This window comes from Pelagicoccus sp. SDUM812005 (genome assembly GCF_031127875.1).
Classification (GTDB): domain Bacteria; phylum Verrucomicrobiota; class Verrucomicrobiia; order Opitutales; family Opitutaceae; genus Pelagicoccus.
In genome coordinates this window covers 248665-267537 of the sequence record NZ_JARXIA010000004.1, presented here as the reverse complement: position 1 = coordinate 267537, position 18873 = coordinate 248665, and the positions used below count along the sequence as shown (strand labels likewise).

Sequence of the window (18873 nt, the reverse complement as noted above, 5' to 3'; positions counted from 1 at the left end):
CGCCTTACTTGCTGAGAAAATTCCAGTTCAGGCCAATGTAGGTGGACGCGGCATCGTACTCGTAGATCGCATCCGAGGAATCCTTGAAGGAGTTCTCGTGGCGAACGAAGGCTTGCCAGTCCTCGCCGATCTCCCGGGAGAGTTCCACATCCCAGCGCCAGGAATCGTCGGAGCGCAAGGTTTCAGGATCGCTGGAAGTCGCTCGCTTGTCGTAGTCGAGCTGGTCCATCGAAACGCCTGTATCCAGTTCCCAACGACCGAATTGCCATTCGAGACCTTGGCGGATCCGCATCTTGGAGCGAGCATAGTAATCGCCGAAACGGTCCTGCTCCTTCTCGTAGTCTGCGGTAAAACGCGAGCGGCGCAGCGTACCTTCCCGGTTCGTCCAGAGCCACTCGAGTTCGTAGCGGTTTCCGGACAGCTCCAGCAGCGGCGCGTCTTCCCACGCTTCCCCCACCCTGCGGGCACGCTTCCGATCGTAGTCCTCCGCATAGCGCTCCCAACCCAAGGTGAGCCGCGAGCGATCGCTCAGGCGCTTTTCCCACTCCAGCCCGTAGCTGCGAGCCGCAAAGTCCTCGCTGTCTTCGCTGTATTGAGATTTTCGATATCCGGTGGATAGCGTGAAGCGGCCAATCCCCTCGAAGGCGCGTTCCAAGGCCAGTTCGACACCGGGCCGAAAGACCGATACCGCCAAGGCCTCCGTTTCGAAATCGTCCACCGAGGCGTCGATCGCCTGCTTGGAGTGCATGGCCTCGATCTGCAGCACCCCGCGGTACTCGCTCAAAAACTCCATGCCGATCCGCGTATTCATCGCCATCAGATGCTCGGACGACAAGCCGGGCACCGAATCGTAGCGACGCAGCTCGCCGAAGAAAACGGTCGCGAAATCTCCTCGCCCTTCGGCGAAGGAACGCATGGCGAAGGCGTCGAAATCGATTTGCTGGAAGCTGGAGTCCACCTGCTTGCTCTCCGTGCCGAAGAGCACGTTTTCCCGATAGCCGAGACCGCCTCCCACGCTCGACTCCAGGCTCCAAGGGCTCAGCTGCACGGGCAAGGGATCCGCCGCGGCGCTCTCGCCCGACTCCGACTCGTTCGCCCAAAGCGAATCCTCCAGCAAGAAATCCTCCACTACCACATCCTCGTCGTCCTCCGTGAGCAAGCTCCCCAGCCAAGACTGGTCGCTGCCAAAGGTTTCGGAGGCCAAGGCATAGGTCAGGGCCGAGAGTACGACCGCAATCAACAAAATTATATTTCTTCGATTTTTCATCAAGATAACCATTTCCGGTTTGAAATTCAGGGTTTCGGAAAAAGGCACGGGCGACCCCATTTGCGGCGCCGCCCGCGCCAGATCCTACGATTTTTTCAGTTCGGGAACCGTGTTCCTCGACTAGTCTTCCTGACGACGGTCGCCATCCTGTTCGTCTCTCAGATCGTCGATGAGCTGACGGCGGCCTTCCTTGATTTCATCGTATGAAGCTTGCAATTCCAGGGCGATCTCCTGCCTCAACTCGGCCTGGGCCTCCGCGGAAAGGTTCGACATCTCCTCGCGCACCTCGTCCTTGCTTTCCGCTACCGTGCCGCGAGCGAGCTGGATATCGGCCCGCAGCTCGGCGATGGCAGCCGGCAAGGCATCGCGGTCCACTTGCGGACGGTTCGATTCCATTTCTGAGCGTACCAGAGCGCGCAGCTCCGCAGCCAAAGCCTTCTGCTGGGCGATCAACTCCGCATTGGCTTCCATGAACGCCTCCTTGGCGGCGGCCACTTCGGCTCGAGTCGCATCGGCTCCGAGCTCCGCCTTGGCGGCGAGCCACGAAGTATTGAGCTCGGCCTTCACTTCCCCGTAAGCCTCGAACTTAGCGCGGGCCTCGCCGCTCCAGTCGCGGGAACCGAGCTGGGCGCGCAGATCTTCGCGCAGCCCGGCCACGATGCTCTTCCTCAATTCAAGCGCCGCATCGATCTGGGAGCGCATCTCCGCTTCGAATTCAGCGCGGGCTTGCTGGATCTCTACCAAGGTCGCGTCTACCGCGGGCTTGTACTCAGTTTCCCAGGTGGCAACGATTTCCGCTTGAGCCGCCTCCAGAGCCGTCAGCTGCCCCTGCATCTCCTCGGAGAGGCGATCGCGATTGACGGATGCCCGAGCGATCAGCTTCTCGGAAGCGCTGAGGTTGAGCGAAGAATCGAGAAGCGAGGAATCGATATCGACCTGAGCCTGCACCTCAACGTTAGCTTCGACTCCAGCTTCGGCCTCTTGCCCGAAAGCCAGGGTGGAGCTCATCGCTCCCAAAGTCAGTCCCGTTGCGCAGATCAAAATTCTCTTAGTCTTATTCATTTTTATAGTCTCCTTGTATTTGTTATCGGTTTTGGCGACCGACTTCCCTATCGCAAGGCTCGTGCCAAGCGGCAAAATCGCCGCTCTAAACTCTCTCGCTCAACAACTTACAAAATTTATCAAATTTCATCCCCAAACGCCACAGACGTTTAGCCACGCATTATTCCGCGGTTCCGGGCCCTGGAAATCCCTTACCGTGCACTATTCCGCGCCCTTGCCTTTGCGCGTGAGCCGATAGCGGATGTAGTCGCGGTTCACTCCGAGGAGCTTGGCAGCCTGGGTGCGATTCCCCCCGGTTTGCTGCAGGGCGAGCTCGATGAACTCCACGACCGCCGTTTCCACAGAAAACCCGTCGTCCGGGATGCTCCAGCCGGGCTTCAGCCACGCGGGCCCCTCGCCGCTGGCCGGACTGCTTTGCTCGCCCAGCCGCTCGCCGATCCCCACGAACTCCAAGGCCTCCGGATCCCCGAGGATCATAGCACGCTCGATTTCATGCTGCAGCTCCCGCACATTGCCGGGCCACTCGTACTGCTCGATCCATTTCAGGCAACGCGGCGAGAAGGCAGCGTTTTCCATGGCATACTTGCGGCTCAGCTGCCCGAGCAAGTGCTTGGCCAGCCGTACCGCGTCGCCACCGCGATCCCGCAAAGGCGGAATCTCGAACTTCAGCAGGTTGAGGCGATGGTAGAGGTCCTCGCGAAAGGAACCTTCCTTCACCATCTGCTCCAAAGGCCGATTCGAGGCCGTGATCAAGCGCACGTTGATCGATATGTCCTTGGTACTGCCGACCTTGCGAATGCGCGACTCCTCGATAGCAGTCAGGACCTTGGCCTGCAGCGATTCCGAGAGGCTGGCGATCTCGTCGAGAAACAGGGTGCCGCCGTCCGCCGCTTCGAAAAGCCCAATCCGCGCCTGCTTGGCATCGGTAAAGGCTCCCTTCTCGTGCCCAAAAAGCTCCGCTTCCGCCAATTGCTCCGGCAACGCCGCGCAATTGACCACCACGATATCCTTGTCCGCCCGCGAGCCGTTGGCATGCAGCCAACGAGCCACCGTGGTCTTGCCGGTACCGGTTTCGCCCTCGATGAGGACTGGCGGCAACTGAGCCTTCAAGCGGCCCTCGACAGCTAGGACCTTATCCAGCTGAGAGCGGAAGCCATCCAAGGCCGCCCCAAAAAACAAGCCAGCGTCGTCGGTCGATACCGTACTGCTCTTGCGAGCGTGGCTCTTGATGCGAGAGCTGCGGCGCCCGGCTTCCACGCGGCCCAGGACCAGCGGGGCCTCTCGCGGATCGAACGGCTTGGTCAAATAGTCCGCCGCTCCCAGCCGCATCGCGTCCACCGCCATCTCGACGCCGCCCGCCGCCGTCATGATGATGACGGGGATATCTCCGTTGGCCTTGGCCACTTCCAGCAGATCCAAGCCCATGCCGTCGGGCAGGTGAACATCCACCCAGGCGTAGTCGAATCCGAGGTTTTCGAGCGCATTCTTCCCCTCCTCGAACGTACCCACTCCCGTACAGTTCGCGCCTTGGCCCTCGAGGTATTTAGCCAAGTGCTTCCGCACCATGTGTTCGTCCTCAACGATCAGGATCTCGCGCCCTTCCAGCAATTCGCTCATAGTGCTAGCAAGCCAGCCGCGCCAACAAATTCAAGCACAACCCAGCGCTACAAAGCGCCTAGCCTACAGAGGGAAATAGCCAAAAACTGCAGGCATTGCCCTCAGTCCTTTGCGCCGTCAATCAGGTCGCGGGAACGGTTGGCATTCTTCTGGCGACGGGTCTTGCCCTTCTTGGCCACGCCTTCCTTCACGTTGACCTGACGGCGACGGGCCGCGATGGCCTTGTCGCGAGCTTCGCGACGCGCTTTGGCGATCGCATGCTCCTGGCTGAGCTTCAGAAACTGCTCGTACCGGCTCGCGGCCAAACGGCCATCCTTGATCGCCGCGTCGATCGCGCAGCCGGGCTCTCCCTCGTGCCGGCAATTGCGGAACCTGCACTGCAGCATCAGCTCCTCGACATCCTCAAAAGTCTTATCCACGCCATCTCCCTCGCCTGTGAGCTGCAGCTCGCGCATGCCCGGCAAGTCGATCAGCACCCCGCCGCTCGGGATGGCCTGCAGCTCGCGCCAGGTCGTGGTGTGGCGGCCTCGGCCGTCCGCCGCCCGGTTCTGTTGCGTGAGCAAGCGGTCCTCGCCAAGGAAAGCGTTCACCAGCGACGACTTCCCGACGCCGGAGGAACCGAGCAAAGCGACCGTCTTGCCTTTGCCGATGTATTCGAACAGGCAATCCAAACTCGACCGATCATGGGCGCTCACCGCGTGCACCGGAACCTCGCCGGCAACCGATCGCACCTCTTGCAAGATCTCCGGCAAATCCTCCCGCAGGTCCGCCTTGTTCAAAACGATGACGAGCTCCTGGCGACTGTTCCAAGCCAAGCTGAGGTAACGCTGGATACGGGCCGTGTTGAAATCCAAGTCCAAGCCGGTCACCAGAAAGAGCGAATCGAAATTTGCCACGATGGACTGGTGCCGCGTGGCCTCGCCGACCACCTTGCGCTCGAACAAGCTGGAACGGGGCAGGAAGCTGCGTACCAGAAAATCGTCGCCGCCGGCCACCTTCTCCAGCGCCAGCCAGTCCCCAACGGTTGGATACGCAGCCGAGTCCATTTTGCCCAAGCGCTCCACTCCCGGCAAGCGAGCGATCGCGGTAGACTCCCCCGTGCTCACCACGTACTCGCCGCGATTCTCCCGCACCACACGGGCAGGGACGAGGGTACCGTCGTTGACAGCGTCAAATTCCTTCTGGAAGCGTTCGTTCCAGCCTAACTCCTCTAAGCCGATGTTCATTTGCTCGAATCCCCACTAATAGCAATCCGAGCAGCCGAACCAACAACAATCCTCGCGCCGCCTCCAACCGAGCGCTAGGAGCTCCCTCAATTCAGCCAGAAGCTGAAGTACAGGTAGATGACGGCGACCAATCCCAAAACCACAGCGGAACCGATGTAGTCGATGGCCCCCTTTCCGTCCTCCGTCTCCTTCTTGCTCTCCGGGCTCAGGGTTCGGTAGGTCAAGTTCTCCAAGCTCGCGGCGCTCGGAGCGGGGCTGGTCAAGGAGAAGACCACCACCACGATAGCGCTGATCGCGAACAGCCAGCCGGTAGCGAAAAGGAAATTATATTCGCCGATCGCTACCAAAAAGGCGGAGCCCTGCAGCAATCCCGCTCCCACCAAGCCTTGGATGGTCAGCTTCAACATGCCCAGCAAGAAGCCAATGCTCAAACCCGCCACCGCCCCCCTGCCATTGATTCGGGGAAAGAAAAGGCCGAGCAGAAAAACGGCCGTGATCGGCGGGGCCAGGTAGCCCTGCACGCTCTGCAAGTAGACGTAAAGACCGCCGCCGGAAATCATCGGCATGATCGGGATCCAAAGCACTCCGAGCACCACCACGATTCCCGTCGCGATGCGACCCACGTTGACCAGCTTGCGCTCCGAACTGTTGGGACGGAGCTTCTCGTAGATATCGATGGTGAAAAGCGAGGCGCAGGAATTGAAGAGCGACGAAAGGGAGCTCATCAAAGCCGCCAACAAGCCACCGACCACCAAGCCGCGCAATCCGGGAGGAAGCAGGCTGGTCACCATCGTCGCGAAAACTCCGTCCCCGTCGACGACCGGAGCCCCGTCCGGCCCCTCCTTCATCGGCAGCTCAATCAGCCCCTTCTGGAAAAGCGCATACCCGATCAAGCCAGGTAGGAGAAAAATGAATACCGGCCACACTTTAAGGAAGCCGCCAAAGATCGCGCCGCGCCGCGCCTGCTGGAGGTTCTTGGCCGCCAAGGTACGCTGCACGATGTACTGGTCCGTACACCAGTACCAAATGCCAATAATTGGCGACGCAATCATCACCCCTAGCCAAGGGAAGTCCGCATCCGTGTTCGGGCGCCAGAGCGAGAAGTTTTGCGCATTGCTCGAGGCCACCGCCTGCAGCTCCGACCAGCCGCCCAGCTTGGAAAGACCGATCCAGGTGATGAAGGCCGAACCAACCAGCAAGGTCAGAGCCTGCATCGCGTCGGTGTAGACCACCGCTCGAAACCCACCGATCACCGTATAGATCCCCGTCAGAGCCACCGTGGTCAAAGCCCCCACCCAAAACGCATTCTCCGGGCTGCCGAAAGTATCCGGCAAGATAACGCCGAACACCATGCCGCCTGCATAGACCGTGACCGAAACCTTGGTGAAAACGTAGGCCACCAAGGAAACGATGGATAGAATCCAACGCGCCGTCGCGTTGAAGCGACGCTCCAAAAACTCCGGCATCGTGAAGACGCCCGAACGGTAGTAGAAGGGAACGAACACCCAACCGAGCATCACCATCAGCCACGCATGCAACTCCCAGTGAGCCATCGCCATGCCGCTGGTCGCCCCGTTGCCGGCTAGCCCCACGATGTGCTCGGAACCGATGTTCGAAGCGAAGAGCGAAGCTCCCACCGCGAACCAGCCGATGTTTCGCCCGGCCAAGAAGTAGTCGGCCGAAGTTTCCTGCTTGCGCGACGCCCGCCAAACAATGACCGCGATCACGATGAAATACAGGGCGACGATCGCCCAGTCTAGGGTGCTGAGGGTATTCATAGGAACAATGTGGGACGGGGTGAATCGCCAGCCGCAAGAAGCTCGACAGGCAACAAGCTCAACAAGGAGACAGATCGAGATCCAATGAAAAGCGCCGAAAGCCTCAACTGTTAAATAGCGACCCCATCCAGAGTCTTATCCTACCAGTAGAACGGAAAGCGCCCTTCCGCCCAGAGCTAGGATTGACCTGCCCGGAACTCTCCACATCCCAGAAGCCGCGCCCACTTAAACCAAAGATCCGATGCCCGAACAAACCCGCGAAGTCCGCCCCCATTCCCACCCTCGAAAAGTGATTTCGCGCGAAGGGCAAATCCTCGTCGTGCCGGAGCACTGGGAGCTCCTCGCCCCAGGCGACGCGGCCTTGACCCGCCGCGTCAAAGCCGCCGGCCCCACCTGGACCGTGAAGGATAAGCGCGGTCGCCGCGTCATCTCCCTCGGAATCTGGGCCGACAAGGAAACCATCGAGATCAACCGCCTCAAGCTTCTCATCGAACGCCAAGACCCCGCCTACAAGAAGCGCCTGCAGGCCGGCCGCGAGCGACGGGCCAAGCAGGAGGCCAACTACGCGATCGAGTTTCGCGACGAGATAATCAACTTCCTCAACTTCCACTCCCGCTACCACGCCCTCGCCGAGGAGATGGCGACCCGTATCGCCCAGCACGCCGTGCCCGTGGGCAGCGGCACCGTAGCTCGCACCCAACGCATCCCTATCGAAAAGCGGGCCGAAGCCGCCACCATCGCCTGGATGCGGCACCAAACCACCGCCTACGACCACATGCATATCGCCCGCGTCAAAGGCGAGCGCCGCGAAGTCCGCCGCCGCCTGGCAGCCAAATCAAAAGCCCTGCTCGAAAACTATCGCCGCGGGCGCGATGCCGATCCGCAATGCTGCCCGCTGCAAAAAGCGCTGGCCGACTGAAACGGGGGCAATCGCCCTTCGGCCTCGCTCGCAAGCGCCTAGGAAGAAGCGGGCTCGGGCGGCTCCACCGGCACTTCCGGCATCGCGGAAACGACCTTCACCTCCGCCTTCAGCACGCGTCGCTCGTCGACCGCGATGACCTTGATCTCCAGATCCTTGATACGGAATTCCTCGTTCAGCTTCGGCATGCGTCCCAGCTCGTAGGTGATGTATCCACCAAACGTGGACACTTCGTCCGCATGCAGCTCGATGCCGATCTCGTCGGCCAAATCGTGCAGCGCCGTCAGGCCATCCACTTCGTAGACGCCGCCCTCCGTCTCCATCACCAGCTTCTCCTCCTTGTCGAACTCGTCCTGGATTTCGCCGACGAGCTCCTCGAGCACGTCCTCCAAAGTCACCGCTCCCACCGTGCCGCCAAACTCGTCCTTGAGCAGGGCGAAGTGCTTGCGGGTCTTCAAGAAACGCTGAAGCACGACCTCGAGCGGCTCGTCCATGGAAAAGGTGATGATCGGGCGCTTCAGCTTGTCCCAATTGATCTTTATCCCCTCCTGGCCGCTGCGAAAAACGTCCTTGATGTGCACGATCCCTACGCAGTTGTCCAAGTCCCCGTTGCAAATCGGGAAACGCGTGTGGCCGGACTTGCGGGCGATCTCGAACTGCTCGGCCGCCGAATCTTCCAAGTCGATATAGCGCAACTGGTTGCGAGGGATCATAATGTCGTGAGCCACCCGCTTGCGCAGCTCCAAGGCGTTGTTGACGATGCTTTCCGACAGCGCCGGCAACTCGTCCCCTTCCACCACCAGCGAACGGATCTGGGCCTGCACGTCGAGCAGGTCCAAGTCGAGGTTCGGGTCCAGGCGAAACGCCTTGAGCACGATGCCCGACAGGAAATTCATCACCACCGACAACGGCCGGCTGAGTACCCGGAAAACCAATACGAACGGCAACGCCCAACGGATCATGTTGACCGGATGCTGCAAGGCGACCGCTCGCGGCACGAGCTCGCCCAGAACGAAGTGCGCCACCACCGCGAACAAGAGGGTGATGCCAATCGAGACGCGCAGCTCATAGCCCAAGGCCCAGCCCATGCGGGTGGTGAACGTATACGCCAAAGGCAGGATCAAAAATGCCGCTCCGATGGAGAACATCGAGATCCCCATGCGCAGCATCTTGATGCTGGAGCTCATGTCTTCCAACAAGCCGGCAATGCGCTCCGACTCGCGGGCTTCCTTCATCCGGCCTGAGCCAAATCTCGTGAATCGCAATTTCACGAGGCTGAACTCGGCCCCGACAAAGATAGCGTTCAAGGCCAAGAGGACCGCGGCGCCAATTCCGCAGGTGGTAAGTTCCGAAGCTGTATAAGTGTACACTGCTGTATCTAGAGAATCGCTGCCGCGAAAGACTCGCACTCTGGAAAACGGCAAGCGCTTTCCGGCAGGAACTCTAAGATGCTGCCCCTGCCCCTAGGATTTCAAGAACGAAGTGAGCGCCGTGAGCGCCACCTGGTTCTGCTCCGGCAGGCCAATGGTCACCCGCACCCACTCCGGCATCCCGTAGGGAGCGAGCGGACGCACGATCACGCCCGCCTTCTGCAGCTCCTCGAAGCAACGCACCCCGTCCCCTACCTTAACCGTCACGAAATTCGCGAAGCTGCGAATGTATTCGCAGCCTAGGGACATGAAGCCGGTCTCCAGCTGCAGGCGCCCGACCTCGTTGGCCGCGCGACAATCCGACACAAACTCCTGATCACCAAGAGCTGCCACCGCAGCCGCTTGGGCGATCGAATTGACGTTGAACGGCTCGCGAGCCCGATTGAGCAAAGCGATCAACTCGGGCGAGCCGTAACCGTAGCCGACACGCAAGCCCGCGAGGCCATAGATCTTAGAGAAGGTACGCGTACAAAAAACCTTCTTCCCCGCGGCGATCAAATCCCGCAGGTCCGGAGCGTTGTCCACGTACTCCGCATAAGCCTCGTCCAAAACGAAAAGCACGTGCTCCGGCAACTTTTCCACGAAAGCCCGGATCTCCGCTTCCGTATTGGCCGTCCCGCTGGGATTGTCGGGACTGGGAAGGAAGACGACCTTGGTCTTTTCCGTGATCGCGGCCGCCATGGCATCCAAGTCGTGGGTGAAGTTACGCATCGGCACTTCCACCGGAGTGGCTCCGAAGAGCAGGCTCACCAGCTTGTAGACGATAAAGGCGCCCTTGCCCATCACCGCCTCGTCGCCCGGGCCGAGCAAGGCGTGGCCGACGATCTCCAGGACCTCGTTGGAACCGTTGCCGACGATGAATTGATCCGGAGCCAGTCCGCGATTGGCCGCCAAGGCCTTCTTGAGCTCGAAGCATCCACCGTCTGGATACATCTCCACCAATTCCATGGCCGCCTTGCCTGCCTCGATCGCCGCCTCGGAGGCGCCGAGAGGATTCTCGTTGGAGGCCAACTTGATGATTCCCAGCGGATCAAGCCCCAGTTCGCGGGCAACTTCCTCGATAGGCTTTCCCGGCTGGTAGATGGGCTGGGAGAGGAGTTCTGGCTTAACGAGATCGGAATAAGGGATCGACATGGGCCGCATTCAGGCAATTTCCCGACGCGAGATCGAGCGAAAATACCGCCGCCCCCCGCTCCGTCCCACGGAAGAATCCAGACACAGAAAAACCCGGGCGAATCCCCATCCGCCCGGGCCCTCCTCTAGTTTTCTGGGGTTCCTCAAATCCACACCAGAAAAATATGTTCTGACCACTTGGATCTGTGTGGTAGAACGAACAACTGCTATAACTGAATGAGACTCGGAAACATTTTTTCTGTTTCCTTTTTTCGTCGAAAAATTTCCCCCGTGCCGCGACTCGGCGACTCACGCGCGGGTAAGACCGGAAGCTAAAGCGTTGTCCAAGATTCCTTTCCTAGATTCACGATGCTTGATCGCGAAACCAGCGCCGCGGGACGAGGAGTAAACCTCGCCCCTACCTGAACGCCCACGTAGGACGCGGGCTTTACTGCCCTTCCCGCGCAACCTAGTTCCTAACCCCGCGGCTGCAAAAACAGGTCCGGCAAAGCGTTTCCTTCCCCAACGGGAAAACAAGCTCTGCCGACTCGGCAGCACGAGCTCCAGCCTCAGCGGCGCCGCAAAACCAACGTCCGATTCGTCCCCGTAAAGAACTCGTGATCCACATCCTGGATACGCGAATCGAAGCCCAGGGAATCCGCCAGCTGCCGCAGTTCGTCCAAATGCGGATAGCGATCGCTCCCGTTGTCCACGATCGGATGAATCCTCACCTCCTCCCGAGCCACCCGACACAACTCGCGAAAGGCAGCTCGGTGAAACTCAAGGTCCAGCATATCCGCATAGATGAACAACAAGTGTCCGCAAAGCGCTACGTCGAAGGATCTGTCCTCAAAATCCAAATACGGTAAAGATCCTTCCCGGTAGCGGCCAAGCGCCTTGCCGATGGAGTAGTCGGCCAAGAAACGCTCCAAGCCATCTCGGCGGATCCGCTCCGCCTCCTCCACGCTCGCGTAGGTCCGCTTCACGAACTTGTCCGACGCCGCCTTCACCCGGTCGAACATTACGCGGAAATCGGCCTGAGCCAGATCGCGAATGGCTTGGGGGCTGCGGTAAAAGAGCGGATCCACGCCGACCGCGTCGATCCCCCTCGCATTGGCCTCCACCACGAAGGAAGACGGACCCGAGGGGCATTCCAGTACGGACCTCCCCACCAGCGCCTCTTCCGTTAAGCCGAAACACTTGAGGAGTTCGGCATAAGGACGGCCAAAGAAATAGATAGACTGAAGTTCAAAGAGATTCTGAGACATGACAAAAACGGTTCGAAAAGTTAAGGTGGGCCCGCCCTTTGCGGCGCCCTATTCTGGATACAAAAAAACCTGCTTCCATTCGGCGGATAGCAGGTTCAGCGACAAACAAGACAGGCTAAGCTCTCAGCTTCGCCATCGCCAAACCTTCGAACAACGCCACCAAGCGCCCTTTCCGAGAAGGGCTCCTGTTTCGAGTGAACTGGCGGCTGCGTTTTTCATTACCCGAAGAGAAAGGCAGCAAAGCTGGCACCTTGACAAGGAAGAAGCGCAGCTAAGTAGAACCCCTGAGCTTGACTATTGTTCAAGCGAAAGCATGAGACGAATACCTACTCAGCATACGACAGACCAAAGAAACACATGCCCTCCCGCATCCTCTCTTCCGCAGCGAGCGCCGCGCTCGCCCTACTCTCCCTCGCCCAAACAGCGACTGCCTACGACTGGGAGGCAGACCTAATCGTCGGCGAATCCGAGAGACATTCAAACACTGTGATTGGAGCGCGACTTAGCTATTTCTTCACTCCCATCACGCATGGAACCTCCAGTCCTTGGGCCGAAATTCCGTTTACGGAACGCATCTCCGACCTGACTCTCGCCACCGCCTATAAAGACCAAGAGTACAGTTTCGGCTATCAAATCGATAGCAACATGTACACGCTTGCCTACAACCACCGAAACGCCACCAGCCCCCACTCCTATTCGTTCGCCTTCGGCTACGAAAAGAATGACATCCTATTTCCCTCCTTTGGCTACCAAAACGGTTTTCCTGTAAACGTGATCGAGCGAATTGAGGAGAAAACCTTCAATTACGGAATCAGCTACTCCTACTACCTGCAGGACACCTGGAGCGTCGGAACATCCTTGATTCTCGAGGAGTTTAGCCAATACGACCACTACAGCGTCAAAGTCGCCACCAAGCGGCTGTGGGATCTCGGGAATCAAACTTGGTTCGGTCTGGAAGCGGGCATCGCTCACAACACGCTTAAGGCAACCTACTTCGAAGACGACAATATCTCCTTCCAGCTCAAGGGCTCGTACCACCTCTCGCCCCAAACCGCCTTCTCTGCCGAACTCAAGTTTCCCGACAGCGGCAAGCCCCGCAGCATTGAATTGAGTCTCCAACATTTCCTAACCGATTCAGCCTTCGTCGGGTTCGCCTACACCTACACCGAACTCCCCTACAGCTATCCATCGATAGGCCCTAGCGGAAATTTCGAGAGCGACGACGACGACTCCGCCGTCCAGGCTAAGATCGGGCTGCGCTTCTAGTCGCAGTATTCAGACATATCATACAAGTTCGGGTCCCGCTTGCTGCCCAGCAAGCGGCGACGCAGCTTGCGAAGCCTACCCGCCGCCGTATCTTCCGAACCGAGATCGTCCAGGCCGTCGAGGGCATCGCCAAACTCCTCCTCCAGGGCCTCCGGGTCTTCCCCAGCTTCAAGGCGACCGATCATCTCGTTCATCTCCTCCGGCATCTTCTCCCCCGTCAAAGCCGTCATCTTGCGCATCAAGTGGGCCATCTGCTTCGGGTCGGGATTCTCCTCGTCCATGCCAGCCATGTCCCGCTCCAGCTCGGCCATGACCTTTTCCATCTTGGCGTCGTCGATATCGTCGAGCGCATCCGCGTCGGCGGGATCCTTGGCGTTCCCCACGAAGGCAAAGCTGCTCACCTTCTTCCGCATCGGAAATTCCGGGTTGTCCGGACAGCGCGGCGTCTTGTCGCCGTAGGAGAGCGACTTGGCGAGGAAGGAGTAAGTCGTGTTGTTCTCTGGGCAATAAAACTCGTAGATCGGCATACCCTAAGTTCGAAAGATTTCGCCCCCAACTTGGCAAGCGCGAATTGCGACTCCCGGACTCCGCGACGAACTACATCCCCACCGCTTCGCCTACTCCCATCAGCTGGATCAAGACCTTGGCGAGCACCGTCATCATGATCAGGGCCACCGGGTAGGCCGTCGCGTAGGACACGATCGGTTGCTGCGAATGGCTCGAAGCCGTCAACGCCCCCAGCGCCGGCGTGCTTGTCATGCCTCCGCAAATGCCGCCCAAGGTTTGCGGCTGCGTAAGCCCGAGACCCTTGCGGGCAAAAACGTAAGCGACCAACAAGGGAACCAGCGTGATCAACCCTCCCGTCACGAACACAGTCGCCCCGTACTTGGAGACCGTTTCCCCCAAACTCGCCCCGCCCACGATGCCAGCATTGGCCAAAAAGAGAACCAAGCCCAACTCCTGCAACAGGAGTCGCGTCGGACGCGGAATGTATCCGACCACGCGACCGATCCTCCCGAAGTATCCAAGAACCAACGACACGAACAACGGACCGCCCGCTAAGCCCAAAGTCATCGGATCGCCTCCCGGGAGGGCGATCGGCACCATTCCGCAGAAGATCCCCAAACTGAGTCCGACCGCCAGCGAGATCAGGTCCGTCTGGTCGAAGGCTTGCGGACGATGCCCGATCAACTCGCCGAAACGCTTCAGCCCGTCCGACTGCCCTACGGAGGTGAGAACGTCGTTCACCTCGATCCGCGTTTCAGGGGTGGGGACGAAGGTCTGCCCCAGCCGCTCGATACGCGTGACCACCACCCCAAAGTTACGCAGAGAGCCGATCTCCTGCAGCAGCTTGCCGCCTACCGCTTTCGACGAAACCACCAGGCGATCCCGCTCGCTTTCCGTATCCATGACGAAACTCGCTTCGCTCTTCTTGCCGATGAAGTCGGTGGCCAGCTTGATATCGCGAGACCGGCCGACCAGCATCAAGTTTTGCCCCAGACAAAACTCGTCCTCGCTGTTCAAGGGAACCAAACGCCCCTCCTTCATCACCCGCGAAACCTGGCAGCCGAAACGGGACAGGTTCTCGTCGCCGATCTTCATTCCCACCAAGTTCGAATTGGAAACCTCCACCAGCACGTGCTGCACCTCCTTCTCGGCGCTGTCGGCTTCCACGACCGCTTCCGTATCCTTGGGCTTGAGCAACTTGGGCAGCAACTGCACGAAGAGCACCACCCCGATCACCCCGAAGGGATAAGCGATACCGTAGCCGATCGCCACCCCCTCCGCCGACACTTTCGTGCCTTCCGATGCCGCCGCCAAGGCGGGCGTGCTGGTCAGCGCTCCCGCGAAGAGCCCTGCCGTCAAATCCGTCGGCAGCTCGAACAGGCGTCCCAAGCCCCAGGCTGTCACAGCTCCCAGAGTAACGATGATCAAGCTGAGCTTGGCCAGACCGCCACCCTCGCGGGCCAAAGCCGGAAAGAACCGCGGCCCCGCTCCGATGCCCACGCAGTAGACGAACAAGACCAAGCCGAAACTCCCCACTCCTGCCGGAATCTTCAGGCCGAGATGGCCCGCCAGCAGGGCGACGAAAAGCACTCCCGAGCTCCCCAAGCCTATCCCCTTGATCGTCAAGTTACCCAGCAACAAGCCAAGCCCCACTACGAAGAACAACACGATCAACGCGTTATCAAATATGATTTCGAACGTATTCATTTTCCGGATCGTTTACGCACTCAGCCGCTTCCCAATCGGGAACGAGCCTCGCCACGATTCGACCTTGTACCGGAAAGCCACGGCCACTGGAAGAAAATAAATACCTTTAACTCCTTAATTACCAAAAAAGCTCCCCAGGTAGGGCTCGCTCACCAGGTAGGGCTCGCTCGCCGAGCGAGCCGTCGGGGGTCGGCCCCCCGGCTCCCAACGTTGCGTCCGCCGCGCGGCGACTCATGCCAACGCGGTAACTTCATCGCGCCCTGCTACTTGGCGCACTTCACGTTCTGCTTGCGGATCAGCTGGAAGAAGTCGTTGCCCTTGTCGTCCACGAGGATAAAGGCCGGGAAGTTCTCCACTTCGATCTTCCAGATCGCCTCCATGCCGAGCTCCTCGTACTCCACCAGCTCCACCTTCTTGATGCTGTCCTTGGCCAAGATAGCCGCGGGACCGCCGATGGATCCAAGGTAGAAACCGCCGTGCTTTTGGCAGGCATCGGTGACCTGCTGGCTGCGGTTGCCCTTGGCCAGCATGATCATGCTGCCGCCCGCCGCCTGGAATTGCTCCACGTAGGAATCCATGCGACCCGCCGTAGTGGGTCCGAAACTACCGGAGGGCAAGCCCTTGGGCGTCTTGGCCGGGCCGGCGTAATAGATCGGATGGTCCTTCACGTACTGCGGCAGCCCCTCGCCCCTGTCGAGGCGCTCCTTGAGCTTGGCGTGGGCGATGTCGCGGGCCACGATGATGGTGCCCTTGAGCGAAAGTCGCGTCTGCACCGGATACTGGGTGAGCTCCGCCAGGATTTCCTTCATTGGCCGATCGAGGTCGAGCTCGATCACCTTCGCCTCCGCCTGATTCTTGAACGCGTCGGGAATGAACCGAGCGGGATCGCCCTCCAGCTGCTCCACCCAAAGGCCGTCCTTGTTGATCTTGGCCTTGATGTTGCGATCCGCCGAACAGGAAACGCCGATGCCCACCGGACAGCTAGCTCCATGGCGCGGCAAGCGAATGATGCGCACGTCCAAAGCGAAATACTTGCCGCCGAACTGGGCTCCGATGCCGCACTCCTTGGCCCGCTCGAGGATCTTCTCCTCCAGCTCCACGTCGCGAAACCCGCGGCCCAAGGCATTGCCCGAAGTCGGCATGCTATCGAGGTACTTGGTGGAAGCCAGCTTCACGTACTTGAGGTTCGCCTCCGCCGAAGTGCCGCCGATCACGAAACAAAGGTGGTAAGGCGGGCAAGCAGCCGTGCCGAGGCTCATCATCTTCTCGACCAAAAAGGCTTCCAAGCGCTCCGGATTGAGCAAGGCCTTCGTCTCCTGGTAAAGGTAGGTCTTGTTGGCCGAACCTCCCCCCTTGCAGAGGAACTGGAATTTGTACTCCGCGCCTTCGGTCGCGTAGAGGTCGATCTGGGCCGGCAGGTTCGTACCCGTATTCTTCTCCTCGTACATGGAGAGCGGGGCCGTCTGCGAATAGCGGAGGTTCTCCTTGGCGTAGGTTTCGTAGATCCCCTTGGAGAGCGCTTCCTCGTCGTTGCCGCCAGTCCAGACCTGCTGGCCCTTCTTGCCCATCACGATGGCCGTGCCCGTATCCTGGCAAAACGGCAATACGCCCTGGGCGGAAACTTCGGCGTTGCGCAACAGCGTCAAGGCCACGTGCCGGTCGTTCTCCGACGACTCCGGATCTTCGAGGATGGCCGCCACTTGCTTCAAGTGAGCCGGACGGAGCATGAAAGAGACATCGCGGATCGCGGTCTTGGCCAAGTAGGTCAGAGCCGCTGGCTCGACCTTTAAGATTTCCTTGCCGTCAAACTCGGAGACGGAAACGAACTCGTTGGTCAGGTGACGGTATTCGGTATCGTCAGCGCCTAGCTCTATGATCGGCTGGTACTTGAATTCTGGAGAAGCCATGGCAGCGAACCGTAGGCGCCGAGCCCAATACCGCAAGCGCAGGATAATAAGTTCCGCTTATCATTACGGAAACTGATACCGAAAATCAGCCGCCGTCTTCCTGCCCGCACTCCGCCACGAAGCGTTCGATCACTCCGCCAAAGGAGCCGTTGGTGAAAAAGATAACCAGCGTCCTGCCTTCCTGCCGGGCCGCAAAGCCTTGCAACGCCTCGAACAGTTCCTCGTTGCTCTCGAAGGCCCGCGCCTCCGTGCCCGCCGCCTGCAAGTCGGCAGCCAAGGAGCCCGTATCCATCAGCTCCACGCCGGCGCTGTTACGGCTCTTCACTGCGCCGATGTAGGCTAGGTCCGCCAACTGCAAAGCAGCGATGGTCGGGGCGCGCATCATCTCCAGGCGCGAGGTGTTGCTGCGCGGCTCGAAGCAGGCCACGATTCGCGTATCCTTGAAGCGACTACGCAAGGCCGACAAGGTGTCGCGCACCGCCGTGGCATGATGCCCGAAATCCTCGATCACCGTCAGGTCCTCGCGCTGCACCCGCAGCTGCTGACGGCGACGCACTCCGCGAAAGCGGGCCAAAGCGCTCGCATCGAAATCCACCACCGAGCCGCTCGTCAAGGCCGCCGCCAAGCTCGCCATCGCCGCGTTGCGAGCATTGAACAGTCCCGACATGCCCCACTCGATCGAGGCCCAAGCTTTCCCCTGCCAAACCAGTTCGAAGCGCGACCCCTGCTCCGTCGTCTCGTAATTCTCGATACGCAAGTCCGCGTCATGGGCCGTACCGACACGATAAACCGTCGTAAAGTCGAGCCCCGTCAGCGAAAGAGCATTCTCGTCGTCCGCATTTACCAGCACGTATCCACTTTTCGGAACCAAGCGCAGCAGGTGCGAGAACGTGCGCTTCACATCCTGCAAGTCCCGAAAGATGTCCGCATGGTCGAACTCCAGATTGTTCAAGATAACGATCTTCGGCTGGTAGTGGATAAACTTGCTGCGCTTGTCGAAGAAGGCGCTGTCGTATTCGTCGCCCTCGATCACGAAGGGCCCGCCCTCGTAGCCCACTCTCCACCCGCGAGCCGGGTCGATAGGCGCCCCGCCGATCATGTACCCCGGATCCAGGCTCGCCTGCTCCAGCAAGAAGGAGGCAAGCGCCGTGGTGGTGGTCTTCCCATGCGTGCCCGTCACCACAATATTGTTACGCTTGCTCAGCACGAATCGCCGCAAGACCTCCGGCAAGGACGTGTATTCGATGGAGCGGCTCTCCAACAAAAATTCCACCTCCTCGTTGCCCCGAGAATAGGCATTGCCCACGACCACCAATTCCGGAGCCAAGCGCTGCAAGCGCTCCACGCTGTAGCCCTGCATGATCTCGATCCCCGCCTCCTCCAGCAGGGTGCTCATAGGCGGATAGATCGCCTGGTCGCAGCCCAGAACCTCATGTCCCATGGCCCGCAAAAGCAGGGCCGCATTGCCCATAGCCGTTCCCGCAATCCCCAAAAAATAGATCCGCATGGCCGCGATGTGAAAAGATGCCCGCCCGAAATGCGACGTTAAAAAATCCCGTAGCGCGGAGCTTCAGCCCGCGACCGCATTGCAAGATCGATTCCCTACGAACACAGGCACGAAACGCCGCGTCAGCCCCCCAAAAAACAGAAGCCCCAAGACCAACCAAAGTCTCGGGGCTCCGTGGGAGAGAGTCGTTTAGAAGAGCCATAAGCTCGTCTGCCTATAATAAACGGCCGATCGCTGAGTAGCTTAACTCATTTCCTGAGGTTTTTTCAAAACCGCGTCTCGGCTGCCATTTTCAGGTC

Annotated in this window: 14 protein-coding genes; 2 read left to right on the top strand and 12 right to left on the bottom strand. The window is 59.7% G+C overall.

Going from position 1 to position 18873, the window contains the following annotated elements; genetic code table 11:
- Positions 1-4: 4 nt before the first annotated feature.
- The 5 genes from QEH57_RS07380 to QEH57_RS07360 all read right to left on the bottom strand — a co-directional run bounded on the left by QEH57_RS07380 (position 5) and on the right by QEH57_RS07360 (position 6950).
- On the bottom strand, positions 5-1267 hold the full coding sequence (locus QEH57_RS07380; protein WP_309006064.1) for a hypothetical protein: 1263 nt from the start codon (positions 1265-1267) through the stop codon (positions 5-7).
- 120 nt (positions 1268-1387) lie between these two features.
- A complete protein-coding gene (locus QEH57_RS07375; RefSeq protein WP_309006063.1) occupies positions 1388-2329 on the bottom strand; it encodes a hypothetical protein in 942 nt (313 codons plus the stop codon).
- Positions 2330-2530: 201 nt separating this feature from the next.
- Entirely contained in the window at positions 2531-3946 is a 1416-nt protein-coding gene (locus tag QEH57_RS07370) for a sigma-54 dependent transcriptional regulator (protein WP_309006062.1), read from the bottom strand.
- Positions 3947-4047: 101 nt separating this feature from the next.
- Positions 4048-5172 carry a ribosome small subunit-dependent GTPase A gene (gene rsgA, locus QEH57_RS07365; protein ID WP_309006061.1) on the bottom strand — a complete coding sequence of 375 codons (1125 nt, stop codon included), beginning with the start codon at positions 5170-5172 and terminating at the stop codon, positions 4048-4050.
- Positions 5173-5258: 86 nt separating this feature from the next.
- A complete protein-coding gene (locus QEH57_RS07360; protein ID WP_309006060.1) occupies positions 5259-6950 on the bottom strand; it encodes a sodium:solute symporter in 1692 nt (563 codons plus the stop codon).
- A gap of 241 nt (positions 6951-7191) precedes the next feature.
- Here QEH57_RS07360 and QEH57_RS07355 point away from each other — a divergent pair, with 241 nt between their 5' ends.
- Positions 7192-7869 (top strand): DUF2293 domain-containing protein, encoded by a 678-nt coding sequence (locus QEH57_RS07355; RefSeq protein WP_309006059.1) that lies wholly within the window; start codon positions 7192-7194, stop codon positions 7867-7869.
- Positions 7870-7907: 38 nt separating this feature from the next.
- Here QEH57_RS07355 and QEH57_RS07350 read toward each other — a convergent pair whose 3' ends face one another.
- The 3 genes from QEH57_RS07350 to QEH57_RS07340 form a co-directional block, all read right to left on the bottom strand.
- Positions 7908-9239, bottom strand: a complete 1332-nt coding sequence (locus QEH57_RS07350) for a hemolysin family protein (RefSeq protein ID WP_309006058.1) — start codon at positions 9237-9239, stop codon at positions 7908-7910.
- Positions 9240-9332: 93 nt separating this feature from the next.
- On the bottom strand, positions 9333-10433 hold the full coding sequence (hisC, locus tag QEH57_RS07345; RefSeq protein ID WP_309006057.1) for a histidinol-phosphate transaminase: 1101 nt from the start codon (positions 10431-10433) through the stop codon (positions 9333-9335).
- A gap of 548 nt (positions 10434-10981) precedes the next feature.
- Entirely contained in the window at positions 10982-11680 is a 699-nt protein-coding gene (locus QEH57_RS07340) for a class I SAM-dependent methyltransferase (protein WP_309006056.1), read from the bottom strand.
- A gap of 357 nt (positions 11681-12037) precedes the next feature.
- Between QEH57_RS07340 and QEH57_RS07335 the strand changes: the two genes are divergently transcribed.
- A complete protein-coding gene (locus QEH57_RS07335; RefSeq protein ID WP_309006055.1) occupies positions 12038-12946 on the top strand; it encodes a putative porin in 909 nt (302 codons plus the stop codon).
- Here QEH57_RS07335 and QEH57_RS07330 read toward each other — a convergent pair.
- The 4 genes from QEH57_RS07330 to QEH57_RS07315 form a co-directional block, all read right to left on the bottom strand.
- Positions 12943-13473, bottom strand: coding sequence for a hypothetical protein (locus QEH57_RS07330; RefSeq protein ID WP_309006054.1), 531 nt, complete (start codon positions 13471-13473; stop codon positions 12943-12945). The genes QEH57_RS07335 and QEH57_RS07330 overlap by 4 nt on opposite strands.
- A 70-nt stretch (positions 13474-13543) precedes the next feature.
- Positions 13544-15160: a TrkA C-terminal domain-containing protein gene (locus QEH57_RS07325; RefSeq protein ID WP_309006053.1), complete on the bottom strand. Its 1617-nt coding sequence runs from the start codon at positions 15158-15160 to the stop codon at positions 13544-13546.
- A gap of 263 nt (positions 15161-15423) precedes the next feature.
- Positions 15424-17067: a fumarate hydratase gene (locus tag QEH57_RS07320; protein WP_309006052.1), complete on the bottom strand. Its 1644-nt coding sequence runs from the start codon at positions 17065-17067 to the stop codon at positions 15424-15426.
- 85 nt (positions 17068-17152) lie between these two features.
- Positions 17153-18574: a Mur ligase family protein gene (locus QEH57_RS07315; protein ID WP_309006051.1), complete on the bottom strand. Its 1422-nt coding sequence runs from the start codon at positions 18572-18574 to the stop codon at positions 17153-17155.
- Positions 18575-18873: the final 299 nt, after the last annotated feature.

Bases quoted from the DNA above. Each gene is read 5' to 3' on its own strand.
- QEH57_RS07335 (WP_309006055.1), top strand. From the start codon at position 12,038: ATGCCCTCCCGCATCCTCTCTTCCGCAGCGAGCGCCGCGCTCGCCCTA.
- QEH57_RS07380 (WP_309006064.1), bottom strand. From the start codon at position 1,267: ATGAAAAATCGAAGAAATATAATTTTGTTGATTGCGGTCGTACTCTCG.
- QEH57_RS07360 (WP_309006060.1), bottom strand. From the start codon at position 6,950: ATGAATACCCTCAGCACCCTAGACTGGGCGATCGTCGCCCTGTATTTC.
- QEH57_RS07325 (WP_309006053.1), bottom strand. From the start codon at position 15,160: ATGAATACGTTCGAAATCATATTTGATAACGCGTTGATCGTGTTGTTC.
- QEH57_RS07355 (WP_309006059.1), top strand. From the start codon at position 7,192: ATGCCCGAACAAACCCGCGAAGTCCGCCCCCATTCCCACCCTCGAAAA.
- hisC (WP_309006057.1), bottom strand. From the start codon at position 10,433: ATGTCGATCCCTTATTCCGATCTCGTTAAGCCAGAACTCCTCTCCCAG.
- QEH57_RS07315 (WP_309006051.1), bottom strand. From the start codon at position 18,574: ATGCGGATCTATTTTTTGGGGATTGCGGGAACGGCTATGGGCAATGCG.
- QEH57_RS07375 (WP_309006063.1), bottom strand. From the start codon at position 2,329: ATGAATAAGACTAAGAGAATTTTGATCTGCGCAACGGGACTGACTTTG.
- rsgA (WP_309006061.1), bottom strand. From the start codon at position 5,172: ATGAACATCGGCTTAGAGGAGTTAGGCTGGAACGAACGCTTCCAGAAG.
- QEH57_RS07320 (WP_309006052.1), bottom strand. From the start codon at position 17,067: ATGGCTTCTCCAGAATTCAAGTACCAGCCGATCATAGAGCTAGGCGCT.
- QEH57_RS07370 (WP_309006062.1), bottom strand. From the start codon at position 3,946: ATGAGCGAATTGCTGGAAGGGCGCGAGATCCTGATCGTTGAGGACGAA.
- QEH57_RS07330 (WP_309006054.1), bottom strand. From the start codon at position 13,473: ATGCCGATCTACGAGTTTTATTGCCCAGAGAACAACACGACTTACTCC.
- QEH57_RS07340 (WP_309006056.1), bottom strand. From the start codon at position 11,680: ATGTCTCAGAATCTCTTTGAACTTCAGTCTATCTATTTCTTTGGCCGT.